The 16,241-nt window shown below is 65.5% G+C and carries 18 protein-coding genes and 1 tRNA gene; 11 read left to right on the forward strand and 8 right to left on the reverse strand.

Going from position 1 to position 16,241, the window contains the following annotated elements; all coding sequences use genetic code 11:
- The first annotated feature begins 11 nt into the window (after nt 1–11).
- Nucleotides 12–707 carry a nitroreductase gene (locus QPK27_RS01385; RefSeq protein ID WP_290416400.1) on the forward strand — a complete coding sequence of 232 codons (696 nt, stop codon included), beginning with the start codon at nt 12–14 and terminating at the stop codon, nt 705–707.
- A gap of 162 nt (nt 708–869) precedes the next feature.
- Nucleotides 870–2,039: a D-alanyl-D-alanine endopeptidase gene (pbpG, locus tag QPK27_RS01390; protein ID WP_290416401.1), complete on the forward strand. Its 1,170-nt coding sequence runs from the start codon at nt 870–872 to the stop codon at nt 2,037–2,039.
- 59 nt (nt 2,040–2,098) lie between these two features.
- Here pbpG and QPK27_RS01395 read toward each other — a convergent pair whose 3' ends face one another.
- Nucleotides 2,099–2,884: an IclR family transcriptional regulator gene (locus QPK27_RS01395; RefSeq protein WP_290416402.1), complete on the reverse strand. Its 786-nt coding sequence runs from the start codon at nt 2,882–2,884 to the stop codon at nt 2,099–2,101.
- A gap of 171 nt (nt 2,885–3,055) precedes the next feature.
- Between QPK27_RS01395 and QPK27_RS01400 the strand changes: the two genes are divergently transcribed.
- From QPK27_RS01400 to QPK27_RS01430, 7 genes are all read left to right on the forward strand, one after another.
- On the forward strand, nt 3,056–3,442 hold the full coding sequence (locus tag QPK27_RS01400; protein WP_290416403.1) for a diacylglycerol kinase: 387 nt from the start codon (nt 3,056–3,058) through the stop codon (nt 3,440–3,442).
- Nucleotides 3,443–3,496: 54 nt separating this feature from the next.
- Nucleotides 3,497–4,135: a peroxiredoxin gene (locus QPK27_RS01405; protein ID WP_290416404.1), complete on the forward strand. Its 639-nt coding sequence runs from the start codon at nt 3,497–3,499 to the stop codon at nt 4,133–4,135.
- Nucleotides 4,136–4,394: 259 nt separating this feature from the next.
- Nucleotides 4,395–5,168 carry a sulfite exporter TauE/SafE family protein gene (locus tag QPK27_RS01410; RefSeq protein WP_290416405.1) on the forward strand — a complete coding sequence of 258 codons (774 nt, stop codon included), beginning with the start codon at nt 4,395–4,397 and terminating at the stop codon, nt 5,166–5,168.
- 122 nt (nt 5,169–5,290) lie between these two features.
- Complete coding sequence (gene cysT / locus QPK27_RS01415) at nt 5,291–6,166, forward strand: sulfate ABC transporter permease subunit CysT (protein ID WP_374046992.1); 876 nt, start codon at nt 5,291–5,293, stop codon at nt 6,164–6,166.
- Nucleotides 6,163–7,071: a sulfate ABC transporter permease subunit CysW gene (gene cysW, locus QPK27_RS01420; protein ID WP_290416406.1), complete on the forward strand. Its 909-nt coding sequence runs from the start codon at nt 6,163–6,165 to the stop codon at nt 7,069–7,071. Before cysT ends, cysW begins: the two co-directional genes overlap by 4 nt.
- A gap of 16 nt (nt 7,072–7,087) precedes the next feature.
- On the forward strand, nt 7,088–8,161 hold the full coding sequence (locus QPK27_RS01425; protein ID WP_290416407.1) for a sulfate/molybdate ABC transporter ATP-binding protein: 1,074 nt from the start codon (nt 7,088–7,090) through the stop codon (nt 8,159–8,161).
- Nucleotides 8,158–9,084 carry a CysB family HTH-type transcriptional regulator gene (locus QPK27_RS01430; RefSeq protein ID WP_290416408.1) on the forward strand — a complete coding sequence of 309 codons (927 nt, stop codon included), beginning with the start codon at nt 8,158–8,160 and terminating at the stop codon, nt 9,082–9,084. The genes QPK27_RS01425 and QPK27_RS01430 overlap by 4 nt, the downstream gene beginning before the upstream one ends.
- Nucleotides 9,085–9,289: 205 nt before the next feature.
- Here the strand turns inward: QPK27_RS01430 and QPK27_RS01435 are convergent, their stop codons facing one another.
- From QPK27_RS01435 to QPK27_RS01455, 5 genes are all read right to left on the reverse strand, one after another.
- Nucleotides 9,290–10,336 carry an aldo/keto reductase gene (locus QPK27_RS01435; RefSeq protein ID WP_290416409.1) on the reverse strand — a complete coding sequence of 349 codons (1,047 nt, stop codon included), beginning with the start codon at nt 10,334–10,336 and terminating at the stop codon, nt 9,290–9,292.
- A gap of 2 nt (nt 10,337–10,338) precedes the next feature.
- Complete coding sequence (locus QPK27_RS01440) at nt 10,339–11,388, reverse strand: quinone-dependent dihydroorotate dehydrogenase (RefSeq protein ID WP_290416410.1); 1,050 nt, start codon at nt 11,386–11,388, stop codon at nt 10,339–10,341.
- A 93-nt stretch (nt 11,389–11,481) separates the two neighbouring features.
- Nucleotides 11,482–12,210, reverse strand: coding sequence for an arginyltransferase (locus QPK27_RS01445; protein ID WP_290416411.1), 729 nt, complete (start codon nt 12,208–12,210; stop codon nt 11,482–11,484).
- 63 nt (nt 12,211–12,273) lie between these two features.
- Nucleotides 12,274–13,011, reverse strand: a complete 738-nt coding sequence (gene aat / locus QPK27_RS01450) for a leucyl/phenylalanyl-tRNA--protein transferase (RefSeq protein WP_290416412.1) — start codon at nt 13,009–13,011, stop codon at nt 12,274–12,276.
- A gap of 33 nt (nt 13,012–13,044) precedes the next feature.
- Nucleotides 13,045–13,626: an NUDIX hydrolase gene (locus QPK27_RS01455; RefSeq protein WP_290416413.1), complete on the reverse strand. Its 582-nt coding sequence runs from the start codon at nt 13,624–13,626 to the stop codon at nt 13,045–13,047.
- 195 nt (nt 13,627–13,821) lie between these two features.
- Here QPK27_RS01455 and QPK27_RS01460 point away from each other — a divergent pair.
- Nucleotides 13,822–13,898, forward strand: a tRNA-Met gene (locus QPK27_RS01460).
- 59 nt (nt 13,899–13,957) lie between these two features.
- Here QPK27_RS01460 and QPK27_RS01465 read toward each other — a convergent pair.
- Nucleotides 13,958–14,608, reverse strand: a complete 651-nt coding sequence (locus QPK27_RS01465) for a 2-hydroxychromene-2-carboxylate isomerase (protein ID WP_374046998.1) — start codon at nt 14,606–14,608, stop codon at nt 13,958–13,960.
- 224 nt (nt 14,609–14,832) lie between these two features.
- Here QPK27_RS01465 and QPK27_RS01470 point away from each other — a divergent pair, with 224 nt between their 5' ends.
- Nucleotides 14,833–15,246, forward strand: a complete 414-nt coding sequence (locus tag QPK27_RS01470) for a T6SS immunity protein Tdi1 domain-containing protein (RefSeq protein ID WP_290416415.1) — start codon at nt 14,833–14,835, stop codon at nt 15,244–15,246.
- Here QPK27_RS01470 and QPK27_RS01475 read toward each other — a convergent pair.
- Complete coding sequence (locus tag QPK27_RS01475) at nt 15,243–16,235, reverse strand: DNA-3-methyladenine glycosylase 2 (protein ID WP_290416416.1); 993 nt, start codon at nt 16,233–16,235, stop codon at nt 15,243–15,245. The two genes, QPK27_RS01470 and QPK27_RS01475, sit on opposite strands and share 4 nt — an antisense overlap.
- Nucleotides 16,236–16,241: the final 6 nt, after the last annotated feature.

Raw genomic sequence — 16,241 nt, forward strand, 5'->3', positions numbered from 1 at the left:
GAGGAGAACCCATGCTGTCCAGCCCCCAGCAAGAAGCCGTCGACGCCGCCATCACCTCGCGCCGCTCGATCCGCGCCTTCCTCGACAAGCCGGTCGAGCGTGACGAGATCGCGCGCATCCTGGACGTTGCCGCGCGCGCGCCATCCGGCACCAATACCCAGCCGTGGAAAGTGCACGTGCTGCTCGGGGCCGCGCGCGAACGCCTGTCGCAGGCGATCCTGGCGGTGAACGCCGACCCGCAGCAGGCGCGCGCCCACGCCGAGGAATATCCGTACTACCCGCGCGAGTGGGTGGCGCCGTACATCGACCGCCGCCGCAAGGTCGGCTGGGACCTGTACAGCCTGCTCGGGCTGACGCGCGAGAACAAGGCCGGGATGGCGGCCCAGCACGCCCGCAACTACGCCTTTTTCGACGCCCCGGTGGGCCTGATCTTCACCATCGACCGCATCATGGAGCAGGGCTCATGGCTGGACTACGGCATGTTCCTGCAAAACATCATGGTGGCGGCGCGGGCGCGCGGTCTCGATACTTGCCCGCAGGCGGCTTTTACCCAGTATCATCGGATCATCGCCGATCAACTGGCCTTGCCCGACAACGAGATGGTCGTGTGCGGCATGGCGCTAGGCTGGGCCGACCCGGACCGGATCGAGAATACGCTGCTCACCGAGCGCGAACCTAGCAGCGGCTTCGCGCGTTTCATCGAGTAAAGTATTTACGCTATCTCATTGATATCAAAAGAGAAAATTTTTTGAGCTAGCTGTTGTTTTGCTGGGATTGTTGCCGCACGGAACCGGAAAACTGCTTGCGATCAGGACTCGTTCGGCTACACTCATCGAGTACCTCATCAGTTTGCGTCCAAGGGCTTTACCATGTTTAAACTTGCTTTGGCTGCCATCGTTTCCGCACTGTTCGCCCTGGCGCCGGTCCATGCCGCCGGCGCAGGCGCAGGCGCTGCCGAGCAGGCACAACAGTCCAAGCCGAAGAAGGCTGCCAAGAAAACCGTCAAGCGCAAGACCGTGCGCAAGGCCAAGCGCGCCAAGCGCCAGGACGTGGCCAAGGCCGACGACGACCGTCCGCGCATGGTGCGTCGTGTCAAGACCGTGCGCGGCAAGCGGGTGGTGACCTATGTGCCGGTGCGCCGCGCCGCCGTGGCCGGCGCCGCCGTTGCGGCTGCCGCTTACGCGCCGCGCAGCATGGGCGATATCGCCGGCCTGAACAAGACCGACGATCCATTGGCGCTGCGTTCCAACGTCGCCTTCGTCATTGACCAGAACAGTTCGGAAGTGCTGTTCGAAAAGAACGCCAACGTGGCGCTGCCGATCGCCTCGATCACCAAGCTGATGACCGGCGTGATCGTCACCGAAGCGAAGCAGGACCTGGACGAAGTGCTGCAGGTGACCGACGCCGACGTCGACCGCCACAAGTACAGCAGCTCGCGCCTGCCGGTGGGCGCGCGCATGACGCGCCGCGAACTGCTGCACATCACCCTGATGAGTTCGGAAAACCGCGCCGCCTCGGCGCTGGGCCGCAATTACCCGGGCGGCAAGGAGGCCTTCGTCGCCGCGATGAACGCCAAGGCCAAGGAGCTGGGCATGAACGACACCCGCTACGTCGATACCAGCGGCCTGTCGAGCCAGAACGTGTCGAGTGCACGCGACCTGGCCAAGCTGGTCACGGTGGCGCACCGCGAGCCGCTGCTGCGCGAATTCTCCACCACGCCGAAGTCGACCGTGAGCGCCAGCGGCCGCACCATGCACTACAACAACACCAACTACCTGGTGGCGCTGCCGGACTGGAACATCGGCCTGCAGAAGACCGGCTTCATCAACGAAGCGGGACGTTGCCTGGTGATGCAGGCCATGATCCATGGCCGCAACGTGGTGATGGTGTTCCTCGATTCGAAGGGCAAGATGTCGCGCACCGCCGACGCCGGCCGCATCCGGCGCTGGATCGAGGCGCTGCCCGACCGCATGGACGTGGACGCGGTGCGTACGCCGACCATCACGGCCAGCGCGCCGGCGGCGCCGGATTTGCATTGATGTGATGTGCGCGCCCGGCGGCGCGGCCGTCCGGATGGACGGGGTGCCCGTCCACGCGTTCAGATCGCCGGTGTCGGTCGATACCCCAGCGTCGCCGAAATCTTCGCCGCCGTCTGCACCAGGTCTTCCACCCAGTCTTCCTGCAACCGGTCGGCCGGGGCCGAGATCGACAAGCCCGCCACCAGCTTGCCGCTGTCGTCCATGATCCCGGCCGCCATGCAGCGCACGCCCAGTTCCAGTTCCTCGTTGTCGCGCGCATAGCCGCGCGCGCGCACCAGGCTCAGCTCGCGCTCGAGGCGCGGCAGCTCGGTGATCGAGTTGCGCGTATGCCCGGCCAGGCCGGTGCGGGTCGAATACGCGCGGATCGCCTTGACGTCGTCCACCGACAAGAACAGCTTGCCGGTCGAGGTGAGATGGAGCGGCCCGCGGCCGCCGATCGCGCGCACCACCTGCATCCCGGAGCGTTCCGAGAAGGCGCGGTCGATGTAGACGATCTCGTCGCCCTGGCGCACCGACAGGTTGACCGTCTGCTGGGTCTTGCGGTGCAGGGCGCGCATCGCGTCCAGCGCCGCTTCGCGCACCGACAGCCGGCTCTTGACCACGTTGCCCAGTTCCAGCAGGCGCATGCCGAGGCGGTAGGTGCCCGGCTCGACGCGGTCGACGAAGCGCGTCACCACCATGTCGTTCAGGATCCGGTGCGCGGTCGAGGGATGCAGGCCCGAGACGCGCGACAATTCCTTGAGGCTGACCGGATCCGAATAGCTGGCCAGCGCATCGAGCAGGCCCATCATGCGTTCGATCACCTGGATCGAGGTCTTGGCTGGAGTCGGCGTTTCCATTTTCATGATGTGGTTGGTGCAGTGCAGTAACGGTGCATCGTTTATACCATGATGTGAAACGGGGATGCAAACTCGCGCTCGTGGCAGGGCAGCGCGCAGTTGCATAATTTACGCAGATGCCACATGCTGATCCCGGACAGGTATGATGGTGTTCCAATATTTCCAAATGGGAACACGATGGGACATCCGACCAGCGAATTCAAGACCCGCCGCGGCATCGACCGCATCGCCGCCGCTTGCCGTAATACCTGGGACGGCCTGGCCTGGGCCTGGCGCAGCGAGGCGGCATTCCGGCAAGAGGTGGTGGTGATTGCCATCGCTACGGTAGTGGCGCTGCTGCTGCCGGTGTCCGGATTCCAGAAGCTGGCGCTGATCGGCGTGCTGGGGCTGGTGCTGGTGGTCGAGCTGATCAACTCGGCGATCGAAGCCATCGTCGACCGCATTTCGCTCGAGCGCCATCCGCTGTCGAAGGCGGCCAAGGACATCGGCAGCGCCGCCGTGGCGATCACGCTGCTGATGGCCACTGCCACCTGGGCCGTCGTGCTGTACAACCGATTCGTGTGAGCCTGCGCCGATTGGCGCAGGCCCACGCTTGATAAACCTAGCATGGAGAAGACTATGACCTTACGCCTCGGCGACACCGCCCCCGATTTCGAGCAGGATTCCAGCATCGGCAAGATCCGCTTCCACGAGTGGGCGGGCGATTCGTGGGTGGTGCTGTTCTCGCACCCGGCCGACTTCACCCCGGTCTGCACCACCGAACTGGGCCTGACTGCGAAGCTGAAGCCGGAGTTCGACAAGCGCAACGTGAAGGCGATCGCGCTGTCGGTCGATGCCGCCGAATCGCACCTGGGCTGGATCAAGGACATCGAAGAGACCCAGCAGACCGTGGTCGGCTTCCCGATCGTGGCCGATGCCGACAAATCGGTCTCGCAGCTGTACGACATGATCCACCCGAACGCCTCGGCCACCGCCACCGTGCGCTCGCTGTTCGTGATCGACCCGGCCAAGAAGGTGCGCCTGATCATCACCTACCCGATGAGCACCGGCCGCAACTTCGACGAAGTGCTGCGCGTGATCGACGCCCTGCAGCTGACCGACGGCTACACCGTGGCCACCCCGGGCAACTGGAAGGATGGCGACCCGGTCATCATTCCGCTGACCGTGACCGATCCGGAAGTGATCAAGCAGAAGTATCCGAAAGGCTACGAGGCGCCCAAGCCTTACCTGCGCCTGACGCCGCAGCCGAACAAGTAAGCGTGTTTTGGGATACTCCCCGGTATCCGTAGGGTTGGCGGCTTCGCCGCCGACGCGGTGGTAGTTAGCAGCCAGATCATCCGGCACGAGATCGGAGCCGATCGCAATCACCGCGTCGGCGGCGGAGCGCGGGGCCGCCGAGGCCAACCCCATAATTCCCCCGCCGCGTACGAATTTCTCTGCATAAGCAAATGAGGAAGCTGTCGTTTGTGAAACGGCCGCGCCCGGCTTACCCTGTTCCCGAGTTTGAGGAGCAGACGTGTCGCCGACATATGTAATCGCAGGATTCGCAGTAGGTTTGCTGGTAGGGATGACGGGAGTAGGGGGCGGCTCGCTGATGACGCCGCTGTTGACGCTGCTGTTCGGCGTCTCGCCCTCGGTTGCCGTCGGCACCGACCTGGCCTTCGCCGCCATCACCAAGAGCGCCGGCACCATCACCCACCGCTTCACCCGCACCGTCCAGTGGCCGATCGTCGGGCGCCTGTGCCTGGGCGCGCTGCCGGCCGCCGTGCTGGCCGCCATTGCGCTCAACCGCTTCGGCGCCCTGAGCCATGACCTCGGCCAGCTGATCCGCTACACGATCGCCGTCTCGGTGATGCTGACCGTGGTGGCGTTGCTGTTCCGGCGTCGCATGCTGGCCTGGATCAACGCCCATCCCGAACGCCAGCTGCAGGGCCGCAGCCTGGCCGCCGCCACCATCGTCTCGGGCGCCGTGCTCGGCGTGCTGGTGACGGTGTCCTCGATCGGCGCCGGCGCCATCGGCGCCACGCTGCTGGTGTTCCTGTATCCGCGCTTGAGCCCGGCCGAAGTGGCCGGCACCGACATCGCCTACGCGGTGCCGCTGACCGCCATCGCCGCCCTCGGCCACTGGTGGCTGGGCTCGATCGACTGGATGCTGCTGCTGACGCTGCTGGTCGGTTCGCTCCCCGGCATCACCCTGGGCGCCATGCTGGCGCGCAAGGTGCCGGAGCGCTTCCTGCGCGGCCTGCTGGCCATGACCCTGACCGGCGTCGCTTTCAAGCTGGTGACTTGACGCCAGCAACCGGCGGTCAAATAGCATTTGGTGTCTATACAAATAAGTATTCTTTCGTTTGCTTTATGAACATCGCGTGAGAGCATGCGAGTCCGTTAGAAGAATTTGTAATAAGGACTCGCATGACATCGCTTGCAATGCCGGGCACGACGCCAGCGCATCCCAGGCCGGGCAAGCGGCCGGGCCGGGTGATTCCCGGCTTTGGCCTCTCGCTCGGCTTCACGCTGTTCTACCTGGCGCTGATCGTCCTGATCCCGCTGTCGGCGGTATTCCTGAATACCTTCAACCTGACCTGGGAAGGATTCTGGAGCGCGGTCACGTCCGAGCGCGTGGTGGCGTCCTATCGCCTGAGCTTCGGCGCTTCTTTCATCGCCGCCCTGATCAACGTCGTGTTCGGCGGCATCGTGGCCTGGGTGCTGGTGCGCTATCAATTCCCCGGCAAGCGCTTCATCGACGCCCTGGTCGACCTGCCGTTCGCGCTGCCGACCGCAGTGGCCGGCATCACGCTCACATCCCTGTATTCGCACAATGGCTGGATCGGCCAGTACCTCGCCGACCTCGGCATCAAGGTGGCGTTCACGCCGCTGGGCATCGTGGTGGCGCTGACCTTCATCGGCCTGCCGTTCGTGGTGCGCACGGTGCAGCCGGTGCTGGAGGAAGCCGAGCGCGAACTGGAAGAAGCGGCGGCCAGCCTGGGCGCCTCGCCGCTGCAGACCTTCATCCGCGTGGTGCTGCCGTCGATCACGCCGGCGCTGCTGACCGGTTTCGCGCTGGCGTTCGCGCGCGCCACCGGCGAATACGGTTCGGTGATCTTCATTGCCGGCAATCTGCCGCTGGTGTCCGAGATCACGCCGCTGCTGATCATCTCCAAGCTGGAGCAGTACGACTACGCCGGCGCGACCGCGATCGCGGTGGTGATGCTGGTGTTCTCGTTCATCCTGCTGCTGACGATTAACCTGCTGCAGGCGTGGACGCGCAAACGGGCGGGCAAGGCATGAGCGCCGTGTTGAACGACAAGGCGCTGCCGCGCCAGACTGCCGCGCCGGCCCGCCGCGTGGTCACCAATTCGCTCGAGCCGCGCTGGGTGCGCTATGCGCTGATCACGGTCGCGCTGCTGTTCCTGGCCCTGTTCCTGTTCGTGCCGCTGGTAGCGGTGTTCGCCGAAGCGCTGAAAAAAGGCTGGGAGGTTTACGTCGAAGCGATTATCGACCCCGACGCTATTTCAGCCATCAAGCTGACCCTGATCGCGGCCGCGATCTCGGTGCCGCTGAACCTGGTGTTCGGCGTGGCGGCGGCGTGGGCCATCGCCAAGTTCGAATTCAAGGGCAAGAGCATTCTTCTCACGCTGATCGACCTGCCGTTCTCGGTCTCGCCCGTGATCGCGGGCCTGATGTACGTGCTGCTGTTCGGCGTCGAAGGCTGGTTCGGCCCGTGGCTGGCGGAGCATGACATCAAGATCCTGTTCGCGGTGCCGGGCATCGTGCTGGCCACCGTGTTCATCACCTTCCCGTTCGTGGCGCGCGAGCTGATTCCGCTGATGCAGCAGCAGGGCACCGAAGAAGAGGAAGCCGCGCTGGTGCTGGGCGCCTCTGGCTGGTCGACCTTCTGGCGCGTGACGCTCCCGAACATCAAGTGGGGCCTGCTGTATGGCGTGATCCTGTGTAACGCCCGCGCCATGGGCGAGTTCGGCGCGGTGTCGGTGGTCTCGGGCCACATCCGCGGCGAGACCAATACCATGCCGCTGCAGGTCGAGATCCTCTACAACGAATACAACTTCACGGCCGCGTTCGCGATCGCGTCGCTGCTGGCGCTGCTCGCGCTGGTGACGCTGGCCATCAAGTCCTTTATCGAATGGCGTCTGCACGCGGCTCGCAAGGCCTCGACCGACACGCCAACGCATTAATCCGGAGCCAAGTCGAATGACGATCGAAGTCCAACACATCCGCAAGCAGTTCGGCCAGTTCACCGCGCTCGACGACGTCTCACTGCAGTTCCCGGATGGCGAACTGACCGCGCTGCTGGGCCCTTCGGGCTGCGGCAAGACCACGCTGCTGCGCATCATCGCCGGCCTCGAACACCCGGATTCGGGCGCGGTGCTGCTCGACGGCCAGGATTCCTCGCACCGCCATGTGCGCGAGCGCCAGGTCGGCTTCGTGTTCCAGCACTACGCGCTGTTCAAGCACATGACCGTGTTCGAGAACGTCGCTTTTGGTTTGCGCGTGAAGCCGCGCAAGGAGCGTCCGAGCGAAGACCAGATCCGCGCCAAGGTCAAGCAACTGCTTGAACTCGTCCAGCTGGACTGGATCGCCGACCGCTATCCGCCGCAACTGTCCGGCGGCCAGCGCCAGCGCATCGCCCTGGCGCGCGCCCTGGCCGTGGAGCCGCGCGTGCTGCTGCTCGACGAACCGTTCGGCGCGCTCGACGCCAAGGTGCGCAAGGAACTGCGGCGCTGGCTGCGCCGCCTGCACGACGAGCTGCACGTGACCTCGATCTTCGTCACCCACGACCAGGAAGAAGCGCTGGAAGTGGCCGACCAGGTGGTCCTGATGAACAAGGGCCGCGTCGAGCAGCTGGGCAGCCCGGACGCGGTGTACAACCAGCCGGCGTCGCCGTTCGTGTACGGCTTCCTGGGCAACGTCAACCTGTTCCACGGCCGCGTCAACGACGGCGTGCTGGCCAGCGGCGATGCCTCGTTCCAGGCGCCGCAACTGGCCGGCGTGGTTGATGGCGCCGGCATCGGCTACGTGCGCCCGCACGACCTGGACGTGGAACGCTACACGGCCGGCGCCGACGGCGTGGTGGCCAGGCTGCGCCGCGCGCACGCAATCGGGCCGCTGGCCCAGCTCGACCTGGAGCGTGCCGACAACGGGCAGCTGATCGAAGCGGTGCTGCCGAACGAGCGCTTCGCCAGCCTGGGCCTGAAAGAGGGCGAGACGCTGGTGGTGCGTCCGCGCCGCATCGAAGTGTTCGTCGACGAAGGAACCAATATATGAACTTCCAGCAGCTGCGCTCCGTGCGCGAAGCGGCCCGGCGCGATTTCAACCTGACCGAGGTGGCCAATGCCCTGTTCACGTCGCAGCCTGGCGTGTCGCGCCAGATCCGCGAGCTCGAAGACGAGCTGGGGGTGGTGATCTTCGAGCGTAACGGGAAACGGCTCACCGGCCTGACGCCGCCGGGCAAGGGCATCCTGCGCATCGTCGAGAAGCTGCTGGTGGAAGCCGAGAACCTGCAGCAGGCCAGCCGCGAGTATGCGGCCCAGGACAGCGGCACGCTGACCATCGCCGTGACCCACACCCAGGCGCGCTACGCGCTGCCGCAGGTGGTGCAGTCGTTCCGCCAGGCCTTCCCGGAAGTGCGCATCGCCCTGCAGCAAAGCGCGCCGGAACACATCGCGGAGTGGGTTTCCTCGGGCAAGGCCGACATCGGCATCGCCACCGAAGGCCTGTCGGCGTTTCCCGACCTGGTGTCTTTCCCGTGCTACCGCTGGAGCCACCTGGTGGTGGCGCCGGAAGGGCATCCGATTTTTTCAGGCGGCTCGCCGCTGCGGCTGGAAGACCTGGCCGAGCATCCGTTGATCACGTATGACGTCGGCTTCACCGGGCGCAGCCACATCGACGCCGCGTTCGTGGAAGCAGGGCTGGCGCCGGACATCGTGCTCACGGCGATGGATTCGGACGTGATCAAGCAGTACGTGTCGCTCGGGATGGGCGTGGGGATCGTGGCGTCGATGGCGTTCGATCATGGGCGCGATAAAGGATTACGAGCCATGGAGGCGTCGCACCTGTTTGCGCAGAACGTGACGCGCCTTGCCGTGCGGCGCGGGACCTATCTGCGCGCGTATGCGTTTCACTTCATCGAGCGCTTTGCGCAGGGGTATACGCGGGCGGATATCGAGAAGGCGATTGCGACGGAGTAGGGGGCTGGTTGCCGGTTGAAGGTCGAGTCGCGGGCTGCGGTGTGAACTTGGGTCCCCGCCTTCGCGGGGACGACGGTCTTAAAAGTAGTGGTGCATGCAGCTTTACAGGTCGGATACTGTTAGCGTAAGACCCTACCGTTAACTTTAAAACCGTCGTCCCCGCGAAGGCGGGGACCCAAGTTCGATCCGTCGTCACTATCCCGAATCACTGCCCGGGGTTTGTGTAGCGCGCGTGGATCTCGTCGATCCGCTTCATGACCTCGACCGGCAGCACCGTCTCGACCGCATCGATGTTTTCCTTCAGCTGCGCCAGCGTGGTCGCCCCGATGATGGTCGACCCCACGAACCAGCGCGAATAGCACCACGCCAGCGCCATCTGCGCAGGACTCATGCCGTTCTCGCGCGCCAGCGCCGCATACTCGCGCGTCGCGTCCAGCACCGCTGGCCGCAGGTAGCGCGGGCTCCAGGTCGGCGGATAGATCGACAGGCGCCCGACCGCTTTCGGATCGTCGATATACTTCGCGCTTAATTGCCCGAACGCCAGCGGGCTGTAGGCCAGCAGGCTGACCTCTTCGCGGAAGCACACCTCGTCCAGCAGCGTGGTTTCGAACGCGCGCGCCGTCAGGTTGTACAGGTTCTGGATGGTGGCGATGCGCGGCAGGCCCTTCATCTCGGCCTGCTTGATGTACTCGCACACGCCCCACGGGCTTTCGTTCGAGACGCCGATGTGGCGGATCTTGCCTTCCTTGATCAACTCGCCCAGCACCGCCAGCGTGTCCTCGATCGGCACGCCGTTGCGTTCTTTTCTCGGATCGAACTGGTTGGCGCCGAAGATCGGCACGTTGCGGCTCGGCCAGTGCAGCTGGTACAGGTCGATGTAGTCGGTCTGCAGGCGCTGCAAGCTGGCGTCGACCGCGGCGCGGATATTGGCCGCGTCCAGATTGTGCTTGCCGCCGCGGATCCAGGTCTGGTTGGCGTTGGGGCCGGCGGCCTTGGTCGCCAGCACGATGCGCTCGCGCGCGCCGGATTTCCTGAGCCACGAACCGATGAAGCGTTCGGTCGATCCCTGCGTGGCGGCGCTGGGCGGCACCGGATACATCTCGGCGGTGTCGATGAAGTTGATGCCGCGCTCGAGCGCGTAATCGAGCTGGCTGTGGGCATCCGCTTCGGTGTTCTGCTCGCCGAAGGTCATCGTGCCCAGGCAGACCTTGGTCACCGCCAGGTCGGTGCGTCCCAGTTTGACGTGTTCCATGTTCAAGCCTTCTTTTCTGCACGCAGGGCGTTGGCGCACTCGCGCACCAGCGCCGGGCCGGCGTAGATCAAGCCGCTGTACAGCTGCACCAGCTGGGCGCCGGCCGCGATCTTCGCCTTCGCATCCTGGCCGCGCAGGATGCCGCCCACGCCGATGATCGGCACCTCGTCGCCCAGCTCTTTCTTGAGCGCGCGGATCACGATATTGGACAGCTCGAACACCGGCTCGCCCGACAGGCCGCCGGCTTCCGTGGCGTGCTTCATGCCTTCCACGCCGCGCCGGTTGAGGGTGGTGTTGGTGGCGATGACGCCGTCCATGCGGTGGCGCAGCAGGGCGCCGGCGATGTCGCGGATCTGGTCGTTGTCGATATCGGGCGCGATCTTGAGCGTGATCGGCACGTAGCGGCCGTGCTGGTCGGCCAGGCGCTTCTGTTCTTCCTTCAGCTGCGACAGCAGGCCATCCAGTTCGGACGCGCCCTGCAGCTGGCGCAGGTTCTTGGTGTTGGGCGACGAGATGTTGACCGTGACGTAGCTGGCATACGGATAGACCTTGCGCAGGCAGTGCAGGTAATCGTCGGCGGCGCGCTCGATCGGGGTGTCGGCGTTCTTGCCGATGTTCAGGCCCAGCACGCCCTGCTTTTCCTGGTAGAAGCGCGAGGCCTGGACATTCGCCACGAAGGCGTCCACGCCGCCGTTGTTGAAGCCCATGCGGTTGATGATGCCGCGCGCGCGCGGCAGGCGGAAGATGCGCGGCTTGGGATTGCCGCCCTGGCCGCGCGGGGTCACGGTGCCGATCTCGATCGAGCCGAAGCCGAGCGCCGCCAGGCCGTCGATGTAGGCGCCATCCTTGTCCAGGCCGGCGGCCAGGCCGACCGGGTTCGGGAAGGTGATGCCCATCACGGTGCGCGGGTCGGGCGCGGGCTTCTTGAAGGCGCCGGTGAGGCCGAGCGCATCGAGGCGGCGCAGCAGCGGCAAGGTCAGGTTGTGGGCGGCCTCCGCATCGAGCGAGAACAGGGCGGGGCGAGCGAGGGTGTACAGGAGTTTATCGGGCATGGGCTACTCGTTCGGGATATCGCCGCCATTCTAACGTGCCGGCGGGCCCAGGTCCGTAAGCAAATGTTATGACATCGGCACGCCATCGGCAGCTCAGCGCTCCAGCACGCCCCACTCGCCGTTGATGCGCGCCTCGAGCGGGCGGAAGTTGATCTTGTACGCCATCTTCGGGCTCTGCTCGATCCAGTAGCCGAGGTAGACGTAGGACAGTCCCAGTTCGTGCGCCTGGTTCACCTGCCACATGATGTTGTAGGTGCCGTAGGAGGCGCCTTCGACGTCCGGATCGAAGAAGGTGTACACCGAGGACAGGCCGTCGGACAGCACGTCGATGATCGACACCATGCGCAGGGTGCCGTCCGGCTCGCGGAACTCGACCAGGCGCGTATTCACCCGGCTTTGCAGCAGGAACTGGGCATACTGGTCGCGGCTGTCCTGGTCCATGCCGCCGCCGACGTGGCGCGTGGTCTGGTAGCGCAGGTACAGCGCGTAGTGTTCGTCCGAGAACGCCAGGTTGGCCACCATCGCCACCAGGTCGCCGTGGCGTTTCCATGCGCGGCGCTGGGTGCGGTTGGGCTGGAAGTCGGCGCACTTGACGCGCACCGGGATGCAGGCCTGGCAGCCGTCGCAATACGGGCGGTAAGTGAAGATGCCGCTGCGGCGGAAGCCGTTCTTGACCAGCTCGGAATAGACGTCGGCGTTGATCAGGTGCGATGGCGTGGCGACCTGCGAGCGCGCCTGGCGCGCATCGAGATAGCTGCACGGATAGGGCGCCGTCGTATAGAACTGCAGCGTGGCGAAGGGCAGGTCATGTAGGTGCGTCATGCAAAAGACTCTCGAGACGACGTTTGGTGACCCTATTCTAACGAAATCCCACGTTCGCCACTGTTAGGCAGGCAACGGTGCTACGACCTTCCACGGGCCAATTGCCGGCTCGCGTATGGCCCCGCGCAAGTGCTCCAGGAACTGGCTGCGCGCGATCGGCGCCGCGCCCAGCGATGCCAGGTGGCTGGTCTCCTGCTGGCAATCGACCATGCGCACGCCCTGCTCGCGCAGGAAGGCGACCAGATAGGCCAGGGCCACCTTGGAAGCGTCCGAGACGCGCGCGAACATCGATTCGCCATAGAACATGCGGCCGATGCACACGCCATACGCGCCGCCGACCAGTTCGCCGTCGAGCCAGACCTCGGCCGAGTGGGCGTAGCCGAGTGCGTGCAGGCCGCCGTAGCCGGCGATGATGTCATCCGAGATCCAGGTGCCGGGGCCGTCCTTGCGCGGCGCGGCGCAGGCGCGCATCACGTCCTCGAAGGCGCTGTCGAAGCGCACTTCCCACTGGCGGTCACCACCGGGGCCGCCTTCGCGCCGGCTGCGCTCGACCTTGCGCAGGGTCTTGGCCAGGCTGGCGCTGATCTTGAAGCGGTCGGTGTACAGCACCATGCGCGGATCGGTGCTCCACCACAGGATCGGCTGGCCTTCCGAGAACCACGGGAAGATGCCGTTCTGGTAGGCCAGCAGCAGGCGCTGCGGCGACAGGTCGGCGCCGGCCGCGAGAAGGCCGGGCGCCTCCACCGTCAATGCCTTGGACACGTCGGGGAAGGGCGTGTCGGACTCGAGCCAGGGAATCATATCAAGTCGCTTGCGTATCTCGAGCCGGAACCGTCAGTCCGGTTCACGCGGGGCGATCATCGGGCGATGGATGTCGCGGCTGTGAAAACCGTAGCTGCCGCCCTCGCGCACTTTGATCCGGTCGGCGAAGAACAGTTCCAGCGTGCTGCGGATGGTGGGGAAGGCCAGCTCGTCCCACGGAATCTGGTCTTCGGTAAACAGCTGCACCTCCAGGCTTTCGATGCCGGGGGCGAACTCGAGGTCGCGCAGCGTCGCCAGGTAGAACAGGTGCACCTGGTGCACGTGGGCCACGTTGAGCAGGGTGAACAGGTTGCCGAGTTCGACGTTGGCGCCGGCTTCTTCCTCGGTTTCGCGCACCGCGGCCTGGCTGGTGGTCTCTTCGTTTTCCATGAAGCCCGCCGGCAGCGTCCAGTAGCCGTAGCGCGGTTCGATCGCGCGCCGGCACAGCAGCACCTGCAGTTGGCCGTCCTGTTCCCATACCGGGATCGAGCCGATCACCAGCTTCGGATTCTGGTAATGGATGGTGTGGCACTGGGGGCAGACGTAGCGCGGCCGGTTGTCGCCTTCGGGGATGGCCAGCGCAACGGGATGGGCGCACTCGGAACAGAATTTCATGACGGTTTGACGAATTGGCATTGCCCTTACTTTACACCGAATGCGGCGCCGGTTGGCAGGCGCATGCTGCTCAGCCGTGACGCGCCCGGCTGTCCGTCGTGTTTATTGATGAGCAATTTACTGTTGCGATTGCAGATGTGGGCAGGATTGGCATTGCCTAAATGTGACAGGGGGCGTATAATTCATTCCATCAGACGCGGGGTGGAGCAGTCTGGCAGCTCGTCGGGCTCATAACCCGAAGGTCACAGGTTCAAATCCTGTCCCCGCAACCAAATTCAGAAAGCCCCTGATTTTCGATCGAGAATCAGGGGCTTTTGCATTGGCGGCCGCCTTATTCGGCCGCTGCTTGCGTCGTCGTTTGTGTTATGGGTTCGAGCGCGAATGCCATCGCGTCTTCCAGCCGGTCATCTCCCCAGAACAATTCCTCTCCGACGAAGAAGGTCGGCGCACCGAATACGCCGCGTGCGCGCGCCTGGCCGGTCTGTTCGCGCAGGCGCGCCTTGACCGCCTCGCTCTGCGCCGTCTGCATGAAGCCGTCCGGGTCGGCCACCAGGCCGTCCAGCGCGCGTCGCACGTGCGCGGGATCGTTGATGTCGACGTCCTCGACGAAATTCTGCTGCATCACCCGCTGGCAGAAGCTGCCGATCCACGGTTCGTTCGACGCCAGCAGGGCGACCCGCATCGGCAGCAGCGCATTGCGCGGAAACGCCGAAGGGCGGTTGAACGCCAGCCCGTACCTGGCGGCGCGGCGCCGCATGTCGTTCCAGGTATAGCGGCCCTTCTCGGGCTGCAGCAGGAAGGGCGAGGTGTTCCAGCCGAAATCGCGGAAGATCGGCCCCAGCAGGAAGGGGCGCCAGACCACGCGCACGCCCGCTTGCGCCGCCAGGTGTTCGATGCGCATGACGCTCAGGTAGCTGTAATTGCTGGCGAAATCGAACCAGAATTCCAGCTGGGGTTGGACGCCGGGTGCGTTGCTCAAGATGGCTCCTTTGCTCGACGGGGATGCGATCCATGGTGAGCGAGCGTCGCTGGACTGTCAATACGGATGGCCGGGCGACAAATTGTTTCGTTGCTCTCCTTTAACGGCCTCGACGCAGGTCAAGCCCACTCGCGTTCGCTGCAACGGATGCGGGCCGGTCCGGTCCAACCATGCGAGGGCCGATGGATGGTGCGTGCATCCTGCGGCCGACAAGCGAGAGGCACATCATGATCCATGTTGACGACATCAACGAGTCCTGGGGCTGGGTTGGCCTGAACGCCGTCGAAGTCCTGGGCGCCAATGCGTTCGGCAATCTGATCATCCGCGACGAGGACGATCACTTCTGGCGCCTGCGTCCGCAAGACCTGTGTTGCGAACCGCTGGCCAGCAACCGCGCCGACCTCGACGCGCTCGCCTACAACCAGGATTTCCTGGACGACTGGTACATGCCCGAGGCGGTACGGCTGGCCGAGGCGGCGCTGGGTCCGCTGGAAGAAGGGCGCAAGTATTGCCTCAAGATTCCCAGCGCGCTGGGCGGGCATTACGGCTGCGACAACCTGGCCACCGTGCCGTTGGCCGAGCTGATCCGGTTTTCGGGAGAGGGGGCGCAGCAGTATGACGGGCTGCCGCGCTGGAACTAGGCGGCCGGGTCGGGCTTTTCGCCCAGGCTGGCCCACAGGTAGGCGGCGGCCATGGTGCGGTGCGGCTGGTAGCGCTCCAGCAGGCGCTCGGCTTCCCTCACGCTGGGGCGGGCATCGCCGCCACCCAGGTGGTGCAGGGCGGCGCGCACGGCGACGTCGCCATGCAGCGAGCAGTCCGGATAGCCGAAGCCGCGCAGCAGCACGTAGTTGACGGTCCAGGGGCCGATGCCCTTGATCGCCAGCAGTTCGCGGCCGACCTCGAGCGGGTCGCGCGTGCGCTCGAGCGACAGCCTGCCGTCCTCGATCATGTGTGCGACGCGCAGGATGGTGTCGGCCTTGGCTTGCGAGAACTTGCGGCTGGTAAGTTGCTCGATGTCGAGGCGGGCCACGTCGCGCGCTTCCGGGTAGCACCACAGGCCGCTTGAATGCTGGTGGCCGGCTTGCAGGATCAGCGTACGGCGCAGGGCGATGGCGAAGCTCAGGTTGATCTGCTGGCCGATGATGGCCCAGGTCAGGGCTTCGAACACGGTGGCGGACTGGATGATGCGCAGGCCGGGCTGGCGTGCCAGGACCGGGCCGAGCATGGCGTCGCCGCGGGCGAAGGCGGCGAACGCGGCCGGGTCGATGCGCAGGCCCAGGACGTTCAGCAGGGCGTCGTTGGCGAGCGCTTGCAGGCGCGCCGCGCTGTGAGGAGCCGGCATGTGGGGCGGCTGCAGCGGCTGCCGTGACTGCACGGGCTGTGCGGAGCGGCTGTCTGCGCCCGGCGTGTCTGCCTGGGCGAGGGGCGCGTCGAACACGATGCGGCAATGGGCGCTGTCGCCGTCGAAAGCGATCTCGAGCAGCGTCGGCACGCCGTCCAGCAGCACGCCCTTGCGCAGGCCGTGCGCGTCGACCTGCTCGGCCACGCCTTCGGCGTCGCGGCCGTGGAAGGTGAGCACGTCCGCGATGCGGTAGCCGGGCGGCAGGTCGATGACGATGGTGTGATCCATCTGCGT

The sequence above is a fragment of the Massilia sp. YIM B02443 genome (assembly GCF_030411955.1).
Classification (GTDB): Bacteria; Pseudomonadota; Gammaproteobacteria; order Burkholderiales; family Burkholderiaceae_D; genus Telluria.